This window comes from Paenibacillus wenxiniae, from assembly GCF_039822605.1.
In the GTDB taxonomy this organism is placed as follows: domain Bacteria; phylum Bacillota; class Bacilli; order Paenibacillales; family Paenibacillaceae; genus Saccharibacillus; species Saccharibacillus wenxiniae.
Map to the genome: position 1 here is coordinate 206,912 of NZ_JBCGUH010000006.1, position 17,122 is coordinate 224,033.

Annotated in this window: 12 protein-coding genes; 6 read left to right on the forward strand and 6 right to left on the reverse strand. The window is 47.0% G+C overall.

Features of this window, described 5'->3' with window-relative positions; translation table 11 throughout:
* Positions 1-78: 78 nt before the first annotated feature.
* A complete protein-coding gene (locus AAHF22_RS13255) occupies positions 79-1,035 on the forward strand; it encodes an acetylxylan esterase (protein WP_347325497.1) in 957 nt (318 codons plus the stop codon).
* A 305-nt stretch (positions 1,036-1,340) separates the two neighbouring features.
* Here AAHF22_RS13255 and AAHF22_RS13260 read toward each other — a convergent pair whose 3' ends face one another.
* Entirely contained in the window at positions 1,341-2,258 is a 918-nt protein-coding gene (locus AAHF22_RS13260; RefSeq protein ID WP_347325498.1) for an EamA family transporter, read from the reverse strand.
* A gap of 107 nt (positions 2,259-2,365) precedes the next feature.
* Between AAHF22_RS13260 and AAHF22_RS13265 the strand changes: the two genes are divergently transcribed.
* The 5 genes from AAHF22_RS13265 to AAHF22_RS13285 all read left to right on the forward strand — a co-directional run bounded on the left by AAHF22_RS13265 (position 2,366) and on the right by AAHF22_RS13285 (position 8,690).
* A complete protein-coding gene (locus AAHF22_RS13265) occupies positions 2,366-3,253 on the forward strand; it encodes a helix-turn-helix domain-containing protein (protein ID WP_347325499.1) in 888 nt (295 codons plus the stop codon).
* A 504-nt stretch (positions 3,254-3,757) separates the two neighbouring features.
* Positions 3,758-4,207 (forward strand): Hsp20/alpha crystallin family protein, encoded by a 450-nt coding sequence (locus AAHF22_RS13270; RefSeq protein ID WP_347325500.1) that lies wholly within the window; start codon positions 3,758-3,760, stop codon positions 4,205-4,207.
* A gap of 411 nt (positions 4,208-4,618) precedes the next feature.
* Positions 4,619-5,575 carry a DnaJ C-terminal domain-containing protein gene (locus AAHF22_RS13275; RefSeq protein WP_347325501.1) on the forward strand — a complete coding sequence of 319 codons (957 nt, stop codon included), beginning with the start codon at positions 4,619-4,621 and terminating at the stop codon, positions 5,573-5,575.
* Positions 5,576-5,622: 47 nt separating this feature from the next.
* Positions 5,623-8,274, forward strand: coding sequence for an ATP-dependent chaperone ClpB (clpB, locus tag AAHF22_RS13280; RefSeq protein WP_347325502.1), 2,652 nt, complete (start codon positions 5,623-5,625; stop codon positions 8,272-8,274).
* A gap of 269 nt (positions 8,275-8,543) precedes the next feature.
* Complete coding sequence (locus AAHF22_RS13285) at positions 8,544-8,690, forward strand: hypothetical protein (protein WP_347325503.1); 147 nt, start codon at positions 8,544-8,546, stop codon at positions 8,688-8,690.
* A gap of 934 nt (positions 8,691-9,624) precedes the next feature.
* Here the strand turns inward: AAHF22_RS13285 and AAHF22_RS13290 are convergent.
* The 5 genes from AAHF22_RS13290 to AAHF22_RS13310 form a co-directional block, all read right to left on the reverse strand.
* The gene (locus AAHF22_RS13290; protein ID WP_347325504.1) at positions 9,625-11,229 is read right to left on the reverse strand and encodes a response regulator; all 1,605 of its coding nucleotides are present in this window, start codon (positions 11,227-11,229) and stop codon (positions 9,625-9,627) included.
* Positions 11,226-13,139 carry a sensor histidine kinase gene (locus AAHF22_RS13295; RefSeq protein ID WP_347325505.1) on the reverse strand — a complete coding sequence of 638 codons (1,914 nt, stop codon included), beginning with the start codon at positions 13,137-13,139 and terminating at the stop codon, positions 11,226-11,228. Before AAHF22_RS13295 ends, AAHF22_RS13290 begins: the two co-directional genes overlap by 4 nt.
* 46 nt (positions 13,140-13,185) lie before the next feature.
* Positions 13,186-14,034, reverse strand: a complete 849-nt coding sequence (locus tag AAHF22_RS13300) for a carbohydrate ABC transporter permease (RefSeq protein WP_347325608.1) — start codon at positions 14,032-14,034, stop codon at positions 13,186-13,188.
* Positions 14,034-14,981, reverse strand: coding sequence for a carbohydrate ABC transporter permease (locus AAHF22_RS13305; RefSeq protein ID WP_347325609.1), 948 nt, complete (start codon positions 14,979-14,981; stop codon positions 14,034-14,036). Before AAHF22_RS13305 ends, AAHF22_RS13300 begins: the two co-directional genes overlap by 1 nt.
* Before the next feature lie 776 nt (positions 14,982-15,757).
* Positions 15,758-17,098, reverse strand: coding sequence for an ABC transporter substrate-binding protein (locus AAHF22_RS13310; protein WP_347325506.1), 1,341 nt, complete (start codon positions 17,096-17,098; stop codon positions 15,758-15,760).
* Positions 17,099-17,122 lie beyond the last annotated feature (24 nt).

The following is a 17,122-nucleotide window of genomic DNA, read 5'->3' on the forward strand; positions in this document are numbered from 1 at the left end:
GTTGATCCAAGAACCCCATTTTGTCAGCAGTCGTGACACGGTTCACCTGTGGCAAACTAACAAAGGAGTCTGGACATTATGATTAGTAATGCGATTGCACGCAGAATGCGTGATTTGGAGCAATATGCTCCAATGCTCACTGCGCCGACGGATCTGGATGAATTTTGGAGCCGGACGCTGGAGCGTTTTAACGATAAGCCATTGCATAGCAAAACGGAGCTGGAGACGACGCCCATGCGCACGGTAGAAGTGCACAAGGTGACATATGAAGGTTTTGATGATACGCCATTGTCAGGCTGGTTTGTTCGACCTGCCGATGCGGAAGGACAGCGTTTACCCTGTATCGTAATGTATCATGGTTATACGGGGAGTAAGGGCTATCCAGAAGAATATGCGCAATGGACAGCATTAGGTTATGCGGTATTCGCCATCGATGTGCGTGGACAGGGTGGGGAGACAGGCAACCATTTATCGTCTGAATTTGGAATGAGTGCAGGCTGGCTGTCACAGGGCATTTTGGATAAGGAAAAGTTTTATTATTTAGCGATTACGATCGATGCGTTGAAAGCGGTTCAATGGGCAGCCGAGCGTGATGATGTGGATCGCGATCGTATTGCGGTATATGGAGCGAGTCAGGGCGGTGGACTGGCGCTTATTACAGCAGCATTAAGCGATATTCCGGCAGTTGTGGTAGCGAACATTCCGAATATGTGTCATATGGATTTTGGTATTTTGAATTCGGAAAGCTCGCTGAAAGAAGCAGCTCAGTTTGTGAGCCGTCATCCGCAGCATTTGCAACACGTGCTCCAGACGCTTAGCTATTTTGATATTATGAATCTGGGGGATCGCATTCGTATTCCACTGCTTGCTTCCTGCGGATTGAAAGATATGGTCTGTCTGCCGGAAACGATCTTTGCTGCGTATAATCGGATTCGTGCAGATAAGCAGATCGCGGTGTATCCATTTGATGGTCATTATGTCGGGCCGTATCATACGCGCCGGACGATGGAGTTTTTGCAACAACATTTTGGATAAAAAACGTTGGCGCGCTCTGTAGTTGCGTATATTAGCAACCATAACCATGAAAAATAGCAATAGTATAAAAAGCCAACCCGATGCGATCTGCAACAAGGATCGCATCGGGTTGGTTTTTTTATCCTGATGGACTGGGATCGAAGCTTGGAATAGAAGCTTGGAATAGAAGCTTCATGGAATGCAATGGCAGCTAAGTGTAGTGGAAGTTAAATGCAATAAAAGCTAAGTACAATAGGAGCTTCAAATGTAATACAAGCTAAGTGCAATACAAGCTTCGTATTGGGAAATTTAATACCAACGAATGTTCAAGCTGGGGCAGCGGCAGACTTGCGCTGAAGCGTAAGCAATAAAATCAGCCCGACAATACACCCGGTGCCCAGCCATTGCAGCAGACCAAATGGCGTATGCAGCCAGAAGACGGTCGTGATGACCGCAGCCAGTGGTTCGAGGCTACCGAGTAAACTCACTTCACGGGCAGGTAAATAATGCAGGCTACTCACATAAAACCAGAATGCAAGCATCGTACCAAAAACAATCACAAACAGCATATACAGCCAGACCTCTACTGTCATTCGAGCAAGATCAACCTGCCACGGTGGATGGATGAAACTCATTCCACAGCCGCCGATCACCATAGCCCAGCCGACGATCGTTAATGAATCATACTGCCTGATCAGCTCGGCTGCATACAGCGTATAGAAGGCAGCCGTTACCCCGGATAATATACCCCATACGATCGCAGGCACAGGTACGGCTAATCCAGCCAGTGAGCCGTTAGTCAGTAATAAAAAGCAGCCGAGCAGTGCCAGTGCGACCATGATGAGATCGCGTAGCGTCAATGCCATCTGTTTGCGCAGCAACAAGTAGACGATAATCATCACCGGTGATAAATATTGCAGCAACGTAGCAACAGCAGCATTGCCATGCTGAATAGATGCCATATACGTATACTGTACGGCAAGCATGCCGAAGATACTAAATAGAATAAGCCGTGCGATCGTAGCTTTATTTTTCCATACAGCCATCATGGAAGCGCGGCGTCCGAGCAGAAGCTGAAGGATTAGCAATAGCAGACCAGCAGCAAGCAGGCGGATACTAACGAGCCAATTCACATCAATGCCATATTGTGCGAACAGCTTTTTCGCAACGGTACCTCCAATTCCCCAGCACGTCGCCCCTATAATGACAAGAGCGAGTCCTTTATGTCTTGATGATCTAAGCATACATGCTATCTCCTTTAAAAATACAATGATAGAATGATCATAACGAAATATATAGTGAGAGAATATCGATATTGCATCAGAAAATAACACTAGATTGAGGTAGATCTATGCCCGCTATTCATTTTAAAATCGATACGACCAGTCTTCAGGAGCTGACTGTGCATCGCACAACAACCTTACCGCTTGCTTGTTACAAGACAGATATTCGTCAGCATGTGCAAGGATATATTCCGTTGCACTGGCATGACGAGCTGCAATTTGTAGTGATGCTACAGGGGAGTGCCTGGTTTCAAGTTTATGATCAAAAGTTGTCTGTACAGCAAGGAGACGGATTATTTATTAATAGTGGTAGTTTTCATATGGCGGAGGCTGCTTCAGATGGAGACTGTACATACATCTGTTTGAATGTGGCTGCTCATTTCATTACAGCGCATGATTTGTATGCCGTCTGTGTACATCCTTATGTGCAGGCGACGAATTTACCGTTTATTCCGATTCCGTGCCATGAAGCATGGGGAAAGGCGATCGTACAGAGCGTTCACAAGCTGTGGCAATTGCTGCAAGAGCGTCCGCCAGTTTTTGAGATCCAGCTGGCGGTTCAATTAACGTCGATGTGGCAGCATCTAATCACCAGCGGATTCCAACCTCAGTATAGCCAGGCGGAAATGATCAAGAACGAGCGCATCAAGCAGATGCTGGAATGGATTCATATTCATTACGCTGAAAAGATAACGCTAGACGAGATTGCCCATGCCGGACAATTAAGTCGTTCAGAATGCTGTCGTTATTTTCGTCGTTATTTTAAAACATCACCGCTGAATTATGTCGCGGATTATCGTATCAGGCAAAGCTTGATTTTACTGCAACAGGATCAAAGCGTAACTGAAACGGCGTATGGAGTAGGATTCAATAGCACAAGTTATTTTATCGAGCGTTTCCGCAAGTTGATGCAGATGACACCGTTAGCTTATAAAAAGCAGATGAACGGCGATTGATTAAACAGATTAACGCTTGTTTTAAGCTATCTGAACATCATGAGCGATATAAAACTTTGAACAGACGCTTACCATTTGGCATAGCAGGCCGACTTGTCTACAATGATTAAACTATCACTGTACATATAAAATTAGATGCTATGGATCAGAATATTGGACTAAAGGTCAAAAAAGGTCAAATAATAAGCAATCATAAAATATGTTGAAATAATCGCTCATTATCGCCTGTAATCGCCGTAAATGGGCTAAAATCGCTTTTGTTGTATCGATAGCATGGAGCTATAATAAAGTCACAAGGTCAGTGAAGGTCAAAGAGTTCAGCAGACGTGATCGGTGAACGATTTTACTGCGGCTCGTTGTCGAACTGTAAAATGAATGATTTGTGTGCAAGTGAGTAGCAACAGTACAGGTCATGACCGATTGCGAATGGCTGAATGGCTCATTTGATCCAACACTGATCGATATTCAATCTATTTCATACTATTCACTAAAGGAGGATGCGTTATGTTTGATCTGGTTCCATTTGGTAAACGTCGTGAGGATGCATTGGGTCAGTTGATGAAGTCCTTCGGTGATGCGTTTAATGATGATTTCTTTGCTCCGCTCAAATCGAGCACGCTATCGTTCAAAACCGATATTCGGGAAACCGAGCAGGCTTATCATGTAGAAGCCGAGCTGCCGGGCTTTACGAAGGAAAATATTAATATTGACTATGCCGCTCCTTATTTGACAATCAAAGCTGTTCATCAGGAGGAAAATAACACTGAAGATACGGAAAAAGGACACTTTGTCCGCAAAGAACGTCGTTATGGCGAATACGTGCGTCGCTTCTATGTGGAGGATATCGATGCCGATGCGATCGATGCTTCGCTCAAAGATGGCCTGCTAAAACTGGATATTCCAAAACGTCAGCGTCCAGAAGGCCGCCGCATCGAAATTCAATCGGGAGAATAAGTAGCGTCGATTGTTTGAATGGCTAGTCAATTGGCTTAAAAATAAGTAAAATAAGCATTGATATGCTAGGCAATTCGGGTGCTAATGATCCGTATGATTCGGATTGCCGGAATGGCAGCCATGAGCGCTCGAGGGACAACCCTTCTTTTCTATGAAACAGATTCGTATCGTAACACGTATAATTCTAAATCCGATTGGTTTTGCAGGAAAGTGATCATGCCAAACGATCATACAAGGTTCTAACCGACCATCTGAGGTGCATTGTAGATATGAAGGCTATAATGCACCTTTGTTATATATGAAAATGAATAGGTACAGATATGTACACGCCAATACAAGCGTATACGTACATGTACAGTTATGAATAGATCTGCGTCGTAACGAACATATGGATATGAAAGGAGGGAGAATATGCCCCGTAACTATTATGAAGTGCTGGGTGTTCCAGCGACAGCGTCTGCGCAGGAAATTAAAAAAGCATACCAGAAGCTTGCTAAGCAATGGCATCCGGATGTGAACAAGGCGCAGGAGGCAGAGTCGCGCTTTAAGGAGGTTGCTGAAGCGTATGAAACGCTTGGCCATGAGCGTCGCCGCGCACAATATGATGAACTGTTAAAGCATGAACAGGCAAGGCGTGAATACGAGAATGGCGGTTCAGCTTCCTCGTCCGGTTCTCGTTCGTCTACTAGTAACGGCGGTACACGTTATGAATACCGTACCCATTCGAATGATGCCGATGAGGATTTGTTCGATATGTTTTTTGGCGAACGGATGAATGGATTTGATTTTTTTGGTGACTCGGCACGTGCATTTACCGGCGGTTATATGGGTGCCAATCCACAGGCACGCACGACCAAAGCGACGATGAATATTACGCTGGAGCAGGCTTATCGCGGCGATCAATTGCCGATCAAGCTAGGCGATTCCAATATTCATGTGAAAATTCCAGAACGCATTCAGACCGATCGTACCATCCGTATTCGTGGCACAGGCAGCAATGGCATTCGTGCGAATGAAGAATTGCTCATTACGCTGCATATTCTCCCTCATGCTATATTCCGTTTGGATGGGAAGCATCTGCAAGGCACATTGCAAATTGCACCATGGGAAGCTGTATTCGGTACGCAATCGCAAATTCAGCTCCCGGATTGGTCCCGTGTCAAAGTTAAGGTGCCTGCGGGCATACAGGCAGGACAGCAGTTACGGATTCCCGGTAAAGGGATGAAGGACGATGAGCATGGCTATGGCGATCTGATGCTGGAGATTGAAGTGATCGTGCCGGATATACTGAGTGAACGAGAGCGTGAGCTGTACCGCGAATTATCGCGGACGAACGGCTATCGCGCGCATATGAAGCGTAAGTCTTAACATCTAGCACCAATCATTTATTGGATGTTTGAAGGAGGGAGAGAAGTATGGATTATAATAAATTAACGAATAAGCTACAACAGGCCGTAGCGTCTGCCCAATCGCTTGCGACCGGAATGGGGCATCAGGAAATTACGACCGCCCATCTGCTCAAAGCGCTATTGGAGCAGGATGCCGGTTTACTGCCTAGATTGCTACAAAAAATGAATATTTCTCCGGATGTGATTGCACGTCAAAATGAAGAGTTACTACGCCGCAAGGCAAGCATTAGCGGCTCGTCAGCGGTCAGTCGTTATGCGTCGGCAGGTTTGCTACAGGTGCTCAATCAAGCGGAGAAAGAAGCGGCGGAGATGAAAGACGAATTCGTCGCTGTTGAGCATGCCGTGCTGGCATTATTATCAAGCGATGAGCCAGGCAACCGCGAAGTGCGTCAACTGCTTAATCAGCATGGGATGAAGCGTGATACGGTGCTGGACGCATTGACCGAGATTCGTGGACATCAGCGTATTACGAGCAAAGACCCGGAAGCAACGTATGAGGTGCTGGAAAAGTACGGACGCGATCTAGTCGCTGAAGTGCGTGCTGGTAAAGTAGATCCGGTGATCGGTCGTGATGATGAGATTCGTCGCGTGATCCGTATCCTGTCACGCAAGACGAAAAATAACCCGGTGCTAATCGGTGAACCCGGTGTTGGTAAAACCGCTATTGTGGAAGGACTTGCCCATCGTATTGTGCGTAAGGACGTGCCGGAAGGGCTGAAAGATAAAATGATTTTCTCGCTCGATATGAGTGCGCTCGTCGCTGGAGCTAAGTATCGTGGTGAATTTGAAGAACGTCTGCAAGCGGTACTGCGCGAGGTGAAGGAGAGCAACGGACAGATCATTTTGTTCATTGATGAGCTGCATACGATTGTGGGCGCTGGTAAAACGGAAGGCTCGATGGATGCAGGCAATATGCTCAAACCGATGCTCGCACGTGGTGAGCTTCATTGTATTGGTGCGACCACACTGGATGAATATCGCACGTATATCGAAAAAGATCCTGCACTGGAACGCCGCTTCCAGCAGGTGCTCGTAAGTGAACCGGATGTAGAAGATACAATTTCGATTTTACGCGGTTTGAAGGAACGATTTGAAGTTCACCACGGCGTGAAAATTCATGATCATGCGATCGTAGCAGCAGGTGTGCTGTCCGATCGTTATATTTCAGATCGCTTTTTACCTGATAAAGCAATTGATCTGATCGACGAAGCATGCGCAATGATCCGTACCGAGATTGATTCGATGCCAGGTGAGATGGATGAAGTGACCCGCCGCATTATGAAGCTGGAAATTGAGGAAGCTGCTTTGAAAAAAGAAACGGACGATCTCAGCCGTTCACGCCTGGAAGCCCTACAGCGCGAGCTAGCCGATCTCAAAGAGAAGCAATTAGAGATGAAAGCGCGATGGGATAAGGAAAAAGAAGGCATCGAGCGCGTCAATGAGCTGAAAAAGCGACTGGAGCAAGCGCGTATCGATCTGGAAAATGCGCAGGAGGAATACGATCTGAACCGTTCTGCCGAGCTGAGCTATGGCATTATTCCAGATCTGGAACGTCAGCTCAAGCAAGCAGAGGAAGAAGCGCAGCAGGATCACGATGGCAGATTGCTACGTGAAGCGGTGACGGAGGAAGAAATCGCCGATATCGTTTCGCGCTGGACCGGTATTCCGGTTAGTCGCCTCGTGGAAGGTGAGCGTGAAAAGTTACTGCGTCTGGAAGAAGTGCTGCATGAGCGTGTAGTCGGGCAGGATGAAGCGGTACAGCTTGTCGCCGATGCGGTCATTCGCTCGCGTGCAGGGATTAAAGACCCGAACCGCCCGATCGGCTCATTCCTGTTCCTCGGCCCAACCGGTGTCGGTAAGACCGAGCTGGCTAAAGCGATTGCGGCTTCGTTATTTGATCGTGAGGAAAATATGATCCGCATCGATATGTCGGAATATATGGAGAAGCACAGTGTATCCCGTCTCGTCGGTGCGCCACCAGGCTATATCGGTTATGAAGAAGGTGGACAGCTCACCGAAGCGGTACGCCGCCAGCCGTATTCCGTCATTTTGTTGGATGAAGTGGAGAAGGCGCATCCTGATGTGTTCAATCTGCTGCTGCAACTGCTGGACGATGGACGCCTGACCGATTCACAGGGACGCAATGTCGATTTTAAAAATACGATCGTTATCATGACATCGAATATCGGCTCCGTGCATTTGCTGCAAGCGATGGAGCGTGAAGGCGAGATTAGCGAATCCGTTCGTCAGACCGTAATGCGCGAACTGAACAGCCATTTCCGACCAGAATTTCTAAACCGTGTCGACGATATCGTCATCTTCAAGCCGCTGAGCCTGAATGAGATCCAACAAATCGTGCTCAAACTGGCCGACGGCCTACGCGCTCGTCTGGCCGATCGCCAGATCAGCCTGCACATTAGCGACGACGCAGCACGCCTGATCGCCGACGAAGGCTTCGACCCTGCTTACGGTGCACGCCCACTGAAGCGATTCATCCAGCGTGCGCTGGAAACGAGAGTAGCGAGAGCATTAATCGCAGGCGAAGCAACCGCTGGTTCCATCGTAGAAGTAACCGCCACCAATGGCGAACTGCAAGTGCATATCCAGTCCGGTTCATCTGGTGTAGATCAAATGCCAGAGCCAGCGACGGTGTTGTGATGGATATAGGTAATGTCGTTTAAACTGAACTTCGTCAGTATGTAGTAGTAGTATTTAATATGGATATCATTGAATTAGGATGTTGATAAAAAGAGAGGGATGCTGAGCGACAAGGCAGTCCTCTCTTTTTGCTATTTTCATCGCAAAACAGATTAAAAAATTCATATCATCCATTAGCAAAATAGTAGCATGGTACGTAAAATAGTAAAAAATATTTTGTAGCCGACTACAAGAAATGATAAATAATTGTAGTCAGGGAGGTTAGTGACATGCGTACTAATAATGTAGTGATTAATAATGTAAAAGCCTGGATGGAGAAAAATAGTAAATCTCATCAATGGCTTGCTGATGAATTGAATGTGAGCAAATCATTGATCGGACATATACTATCAGGCAAGCGAACACGTTTCCGGTGAACAATTTATAGCTTTAAAGCGGATATCTTTCAATGGATTAATAATTTATATGCAGAGATTTATATTCATGTTGAAGTTCTAATGGAACTTAAAGTTTGTTCAGTCAAAAATAAAGCCATCCAATTGATCGAATCGGGACAATGGAAATGGTTTGATCCGAAGAAGAAACATATATGGCTACAGATGAATTATACGAGTGGTACTGTAAATATGTACGAGATATTCAAGAAGCGTTTTATCAGCTGGATCAAAAAAGATGAATCAAGGACGCTTTTTAAAAAATACAAACGATCTGGGAGAAATGCATAGTTTAGCAGCAGCCATGCTACTTAGTGCAGGTATTATCTGTAGTAATGATTTAGACATTCGCTAAGCTATTGAAGATATGCCTATTTATATTACTGAAAACGAAGAGGAAGAAAGTATACTAATGCAGCAAGACACTGTGGAAGATATGTGTTGCTTTGTTGTTTTTTAATAGTATTGCAGAGCGAAGTATAGTACGAAAATTCCTAAAAGTTGTGAACCCAGAACGCGTGTCGAGTTTTGATCTACGAATGAGCTGATCTATTTAAAATAACGAAAGCCCAAAAGAGGATGATAATCCACATGGTAGGCTTTTTTTGCTCGTTTAGGATGTCCTATTATATATTGCTCATAATGACCTAATTACATAGCTTTTAAAAAAAACTTGCCTACTCCCCCATAAGATCAGTTGGTTTGATCCTAGTAGCTATAAAGAAAAGGCTGCGACAAGCACAGAACGGAGGGAAGGAAATAAGGGGAAAGGACGACTTTTGAGCACAGGAATCTACAGCTCATGCTTACTCCGTAGATTCCTGTGCGAGACCGGAGTCCGTCCCCTTATTCCTTCCCGGAGTGGTGTACCAAATCAGCCCCGCAATACGCACAAAGCTCCCAAAACCAACCGCCCTCACCTCACAACATCAGACGGACTCTTCCCCGTCACCATCTTAAACACCTGGCTAAAATAAGTCGCATTACGAAATCCCGTCATCTCACTCACCTCATACACCATATACTGCCCCGACTCCAGTAGCGCCAGCGCCTGCTCAATCCGATACTGATTCAAATAGCTTACAAAATTCTCCCCCGTCATCCGTTTGAACAACTGGCTCAAATACTTCGGATGCACATAGAGCGAACGAGCAATCGCTTCAAAGCTAATCTCTTCCGCATAATGTTGCTCCACATACTGCTTCACCTGGGCGACAAGTCGATTGCTCTTTTTCTCGGCTTGCTCACGCTGAATATGCTCCAGCCAGTGTCCGATCAGTTCATCCATCCAGTTCGTTAGTTCAGTTAACGCATACTTTGACTGAATATCCCGTAAAAATTCACTCATCGATAAGGGCGGCTGGAGTCTCGGGTAGCGTCGATTCCAGCTATGAATAAGCGTATCGAATAGGCTTACCGCAACTACCTGTACATCCTGTAGCAAACAGTTGCCGCTTTCCAGTTGAACCCGTAACGTATGCCATATATCCAGCGCCGCATCGGTACGCATATCATTCCACGCATCATGCCATTGCCGCAGTGCAGCCGAATGATCCGGTACAGGAGATTGTTCCAACATATCGTGTTCATAACAATACATGCGGCTTCCACCTTGAAACTCAGCATTTTCCAGCGCTTCACAGCTTTCCAGATATGAATCCATTAGCTCACATAAATGAGGTTTGCACATCCCAATCCCGGCACTAACTTCAATTTTCAAATACGTGAAAATTTGCTCGATCATTCGTTCTAATAACACATACAGCCGATCCAGTGCACTATGCTGCTCCAGCAATACAAGCACAAATACACGATCCGAATAATCGACAAGCTCAACCTGACCGTGTACGTGCTGCTGGGCGTAAAGAGCAGCATTTTCCCGAATAATATCGGCGGCACCGTAGCGCAGCAGTTGCCAATCACGCTCCTTCATCCGCGTGACAAACTTAGGACGATTCAGTTGCAGACTGACGGCACGCACCTGATCTCGATGCTCGATCCCGATATAATCCATCCGTTCATGAGACAGCTGTTCAGGGCGATACCGCGTCGTCAGCAGTTCTTTCATAAACTGCTTGCGCAAATAGGGCAGCATCCGCCCAACTTCCTGCCGATACGTCAGTTCCAGCTGCTCATGGCGTTCCCTCACATCGTATTCCAGCATCACTTCCTGTAGTACATTTGTAATTTCATCCACCTCAGCCGGCTTTAACAGAAAATGGCTTACCCCCCAGCGCATCGCCGCACGTGCATTCTCGAATTCATCATAACCGCTCAATATAATAATGGGCAGATTCGGATAATCTCCGCGCAGCTTCTGGGTCAGTTCCAGTCCGTTTAGGTCCGGCAAATACACATCTGTCATCAGCAGATCAGGCTGTAAATGATAGAACAGCTCCAATGCCTCCGTACCGCTAGCGGCCGTACCGGCAACGTGTAAATCCAGAGCAGCCCAGTCAATATGCTCACGTAGTGCACGAATAATATGGGGATCATCATCGACGAGTAAAATACTTTTCATGCGCTTTCGCCTCCTAACCACAATCGGAGCTGTTGCTCATTATCGATCCGCGGTAATGTGATGGTCACGACCGTTCCACCTGTAGCGCCATTGGCTAGCTGTACACCGTACTGATGGCCACAGTAGAGCCGGATACGCTGCTGTACATTATGGATGCCAATGCCAGAGCATTGATCTTCACGCCAATTCTCCGGCAATCCCTGACCATTATCGGTAATACGAATAACGATGCCGTCTGACTGCTCCAGCATAGGAGGATCGAATCGCCGCGTAAACGTATCCTGTTCCTGCTCGCCCAGCGGCTGGATTTCGACTTTCACACGCAACACATCGTCGTCAGGACAGGCGTGCATCACCGCATTTTCAATAAACGGTTGTAAAATAATTTTTGGAATATACGAGCCACGCAGCAGGGGGTGAACCTGTTCTTCATAAGCGATTGCAAAAGGAAGCCGCTCCGCCTGTATGCTCACATAACAACGTGCATGTTCCAGCTCATCACGCACACAGATGAACAGTCGCCCACCACTCAAACCGATCCGCAGTAGCTTACTCAGCTGTACGATCATGCGGCTAATATCGCGCGCTTCATAATCAAGCGCCCGCCAGTGAATCATATCAAGTGTATTGTACAGAAAATGCGGCTTGATCTGCGCTTCCAGCAGTCCAGTCTGCGCCTCGCGCTTGGCACGGCTCTCCTCGCGTACTTGATTCATCAATTCGGTCAAACGGGAAGCCATATGGTTAAATCCAGAAGCAAGCCGTGCATATTCCTCGGTAAAAGAGAGCGTAATACGCGTATCAAACTGTCCTTCTTCCAGCCGCTTCATATGCTGAATCAGCTGTTGGAGCGGACGGACGATCCGGCGTACAAACCAGTACGCCAGCAGTACCGAACACAGTAGACCGATCACAGCGACCGCGATAATTTGCCAGCCAGCAGTCTGCACCGGAGCGAGTAGCGTATGCACTGGAATCGTCTGGACGATTCGCCATTGTAGTGTACCCGGACGAGAGTAGAGCACAAGCTGTTGATTACCGTTTTCATCGGTTAGCACTTCAAACCCGTCTTCGCCTAACCGGGTATGTTGCTCCAGCCATAAGGGATCAATCGTCATTCCGTCTGCCTCCGCTGTACGCGTGAGCAAACCGGATCGGTTGGAATCGACAGCTTGTTCTGGCTCTGTAACTGCTGTGCCCTGAGAACCTATACGCATAATCGTATGCCCAGCAGTATCGATCAGCAACACCTGACCATCTTGCAGCAATGGCAGATCCGCAAAGCGCTGTACGATATCGTCACGGCTCAATCGAATGAGCACATACGCAACCGTTTCGCCGTGACTGTCAAAAATACGCTGCGCATAGCCAATTAATGAATGACCGGATGACTGCTCCTGTAGCGGAACCCAGACGGCATCTGCCTGTCGTAACGTCTGAAACCAGTGTTCATCTGTAATTTGCTGTACCGGATAAATATGATCTGCCATCGTCACCGGCACCTCATCAAATGCGTCTGTATACAGTTCAATCGAGCTAATCCGATCATTCACCACAAGCGTATGCTCAATCATACGCGATACTTCGCGCCGCTGATGAATCTGTGCTAGCGGTCTGGCATTGCTCGTATGTAACAATGTCGATAGCTCGCGGTTGCTGGCGAGCGAATAGGCAGTACCGGACACGCCGGTAATAAAGTCGAAGCCACGTCTGGTACTTTCGTTTAACAAGGCTAGTCGTGCCTTACTAATCTCCGCAAAAGTGACGGCAGAGAAAGACTGGTAGGCGAGCCATACAATGACCGACACAAGCAACAGATTAAACGCAATAAAGCAAGTCACCATCAATGTGGTGAGCTTGCTTTGTTGCAGCTTATGTCGGATGCGGATGGAAAGACTTGCTTTCGTCATACGTCATCACTCGCTTTATTATGAGAGTAGGTAGGACCCATATGTTCTATCCTTTCAAACCGGAGGTGGCAATACCTTCAACAAAGTATTTTTGACAGACGATGAAAATGATAAAGCATGGAATGAGTGACAGCACTGACATTGCGAACATCGGGCCCCAATCGGATTGTGAGCTGGAATCGAGGAACAGGCGTAAGCCGAGCGGTACAGTGTATTTACTCACATCGCTCAAATAAATGAGCTGGCTGAAAAAGTCATCCCATGTCCACAGGAAGGTGAAGATCATCGTTGTGACCAGCGCTGGAAAAGCGAGTGGAATAATAATTTTTAAGTAAATGCGAACCGGGCCGCAGCCATCAATCGTAGCGGCTTCATCCAGCTCTTTCGGCAGTCCACGGAAAAATTGCACCATCAAAAAGATGAAAAACGCATCCGTAGCGAGCCATTTGGGCACAATGAGCGGTAAGTACGTATTGATCCATTCCAGATGATTAAACAGGATATACTGCGGAATCAGTGTTACATGATGCGGCAGCATGATCGTCATCAGCATCAGTGCAAAGCCAAACGCTTTAAAGCGAAAATCAAGTCGTGCGAACGCATACGCTGCCATCGAGCACGAGATCACATTACCGAGCACCGCACCAAGCGATAACACAATCGAGTTTAGCAAAAAGCGAGCAAACGGATTCCCTTGAATGCCTTCCCAGCCACTGCGATAATTGCCCCAATTCCATTCGCTCGGCCAAAACCAGATTTCCGAGAAGATTAGATGTCCGGGCTTGAACGAGCTACCGAACATCCAGAGCACCGGATACAACATCACAAAGGCGATGCCGGAAATGACCAGATGCTTCATCACAATCCATGCGGTAGAACTGCGTTGTCCGATCATCATTTACCACCATCCTCGTAATGTACCCACAGCTTGCTGCTGCGGAATACAAGCAGTGTGAACAGTCCGATTAGAATGACAAGAATCCATGCCATCGCTGACGCATAACCCATCTGGAAAAAGGCAAAGCCTTTTTTGTACAAATACAGTGAGTACATCAGCGTCGAGTTTACCGGCCCACCGGAGCCATTGCTAATGATGAACGCCTGTGTGAACGACTGGAAGGATGTGATCAACTGCATGACCAGATTGAAGAAAATAACGGGCGATAGAATTGGCAGTGTAATATGGAAAAAGCGTCGTACTGCGCCTGCACCATCTACTGCTGCCGCTTCATCATATTCCGGTGGAATCTGTTTCAGTCCGGCGAGGAAGATGATCATTGATGAACCAAATTGCCATACAGACAATAAAACGATCGAGTAGAGAGCATAGTTCGGATTCGCCACCCAATCCGGTGCTTTAATGCCGATCATGGCGAGCAATCCGTTCAGCAGTCCATCACCGCCGAGCATTTTGCGCCATAACATTGCAATCGCTACACTGCCGCCAAGCAGCGTAGGGATGTAATAGATCGTCCGGTAAATGCCCAGTCCGCGAATACCACGATTGAGCAGCATGGCGACGAGCAGTGCGAAGATCAATTTGACCGGTACCGATACGCCTACATACGTGAATGTGACTTTAAGTGATTTCATAAATAATGGATCACCGGTAAACATCGTAATATAGTTTTGCAAACCGACCCATACCGGCGGATTCAAAATCGTGTAGTTGGTAAATGAAATATAGAGCGAGGTCAGCATTGGACCGAGTGTAAGTAGAACAAGACCAACTAACCACGGTGCTAGAAACAGCAGGGCGATTCGATTATGAGCATACCGCCGTTTGACTTTGCGCGTAGCCTTTTGCCCGGCGCGGGTACGGCTGATCGTTGTCGTTATCATTTTCACAGTAGCAACCTCCCGTTTGGATCAAAGTCAGTCGTCGTGACCATTTGAGTGTGTATCAGCCAGTAAGCATTAACCCCTATGCGTCATTTAGTGTGTGTCGATGTGCAATGTGCACCAGTCAGTACGCGTCATTAGGCAGTACACGATATTTACAGCGTTCTCAGATACATGGTGTTCAGCACATACCATCTACAGCATTCGTAAATGTATGACGTTCAGCACACGCCATCTACAGCATCGCACACATGCCATCTACAGCATCACAAATGTATGGCGTTCAGCACATGCCATCTACAGCATTCGCAAATGTATAGTGTTCAGCACATGCCATCTATAGCATCGCAAATGTATGACGTTCAGCACACGCCATCTACAGCATCACAAATGTATGGCGTTCAGCACACGCCATCTACAGCATCACAAATGTATGGCGTTCAGCACATGCCATCTACGGCATTCGCAAATGTATAGCGTTCAGCACATGCCACCTACAGCATTCCCAAATGTATGGCGTTTGGTGCACCCGATATGTTTATCTAGCTCACAGGATGTATGTATAAAAGGTAAATATCCTGTGACGGAGTTTCGAGTGTATATAAAATCGAACGCTGTAGTATGAATGGAATGCTATAGATGATCATGAACCGAGCGCTACAGATAATCGTGATATCGCGAACCGAGTGTTACAGACGCTAGTTGCATTATGAATCGAACGCTACAGACACTAGTTGCACTATCAAGCAAACGCTACAGATGGATGAACGCCAATGCTATTGTCCGCTTGCCAGCGCCGCATTAGCATTATCGATAAATTGCTGAATCACATCCGCAGGATTGCCCTGATTAAAGGCAATTTGCTCACTGGCTGTTTTGAAGCTGGTATCGACTTCTGAATATCCTTGCGGGTAAGGCGGATTGATCGGACTGGAATGTTTGGCTACTACATCGATAAATTGAAAGATAGCCTGTTCGGCTTCCGGCAGCTTGCTTTGCATCTGCTCACGAATGCTGGAGTTTACCGGAACCCCGCGCTCTGAGCCGAGAATGGCTGTCGCTTCAGGATCATTGACCATAAAGTCGATAAACATAGCGACTTCTTTTGGATACTTTGTTTTGGAATAGCCGGACATAAACTGACCGGGTTTGAGATATTCGCCGCTTTTTTTCTCATCTACGCCATGTGGAATAACTTGAATGGCGAGCTTGTGATCTTGATTTTTGTTCACTTGCTGGAACGTTAGCAACTGATTCGACCATGCAAAATCCATCGCTGCCGTACCGAGTGAAATCGGTCTCGTTTCAATCGCATTTGTAGTGGAAGCTGTTACTTCGGCTGGTGTCACGCCGCCGTTCGCACGCAGCGCTGCCCACATATCAAACCATTGCTGTAACTGCTCATTCGTAGCTGCCAATTTACCATTTTCGAATAAGCCGACACCACTCTGACGTAAAAATACTTCAAACATATTGGTCATACCCGAAATATCTGCCGAGCCATAAAAACCCTGACCTTTAGCAGCTGCAATCTTAGCTGACATATCGCTAAAGTCTTTCCATGTCCAGCTCTCCTGCGGTGCTTCGATACCTAATTGTTGTAACAGTGTTGCATCGTAGATCACGCCAGGCGCATTCACGCCGAGGGTGATCGCGTATAGCTTGCCGTCGATCGAACCTGCGTCGATCATACTTTTATCGTGCTTGGAAATATCCAGCTCACTATTCTGGGTGTAAGGGGTAAGGTCAAGTAACGCACCGCGGCGGGCAAAGTCGCTCAGAAAAGCGTAATCCATTTGCAACAGATCGGGAGCGTTCGAGCCGGCAACCTGGGTCGTTAACTTGTCCATATAACCGTCCCAGCCGGAGTATTCAGGTTTGATTGTAATGTTAGGATGCTTCTGTTCAAATAGCTTGATCACTTTGGTCGTCAGATCATGCCTAGTTTGCGATCCCCACCATGTCATGCGCAGTTCAATTTTCCCGGAAGCATCGGCTTCGCTGTTCCCATTACCAGAAGAAGCCGTATTGGAAGTGCCGCCACCACAGGCGGTCGTTAACAATAACAGGGTCAGAGTTAGTAATACGCCCCACTTTTTCATCTTCCCTTGCATCATCCTTGAACCCTCCCTAACTATTTT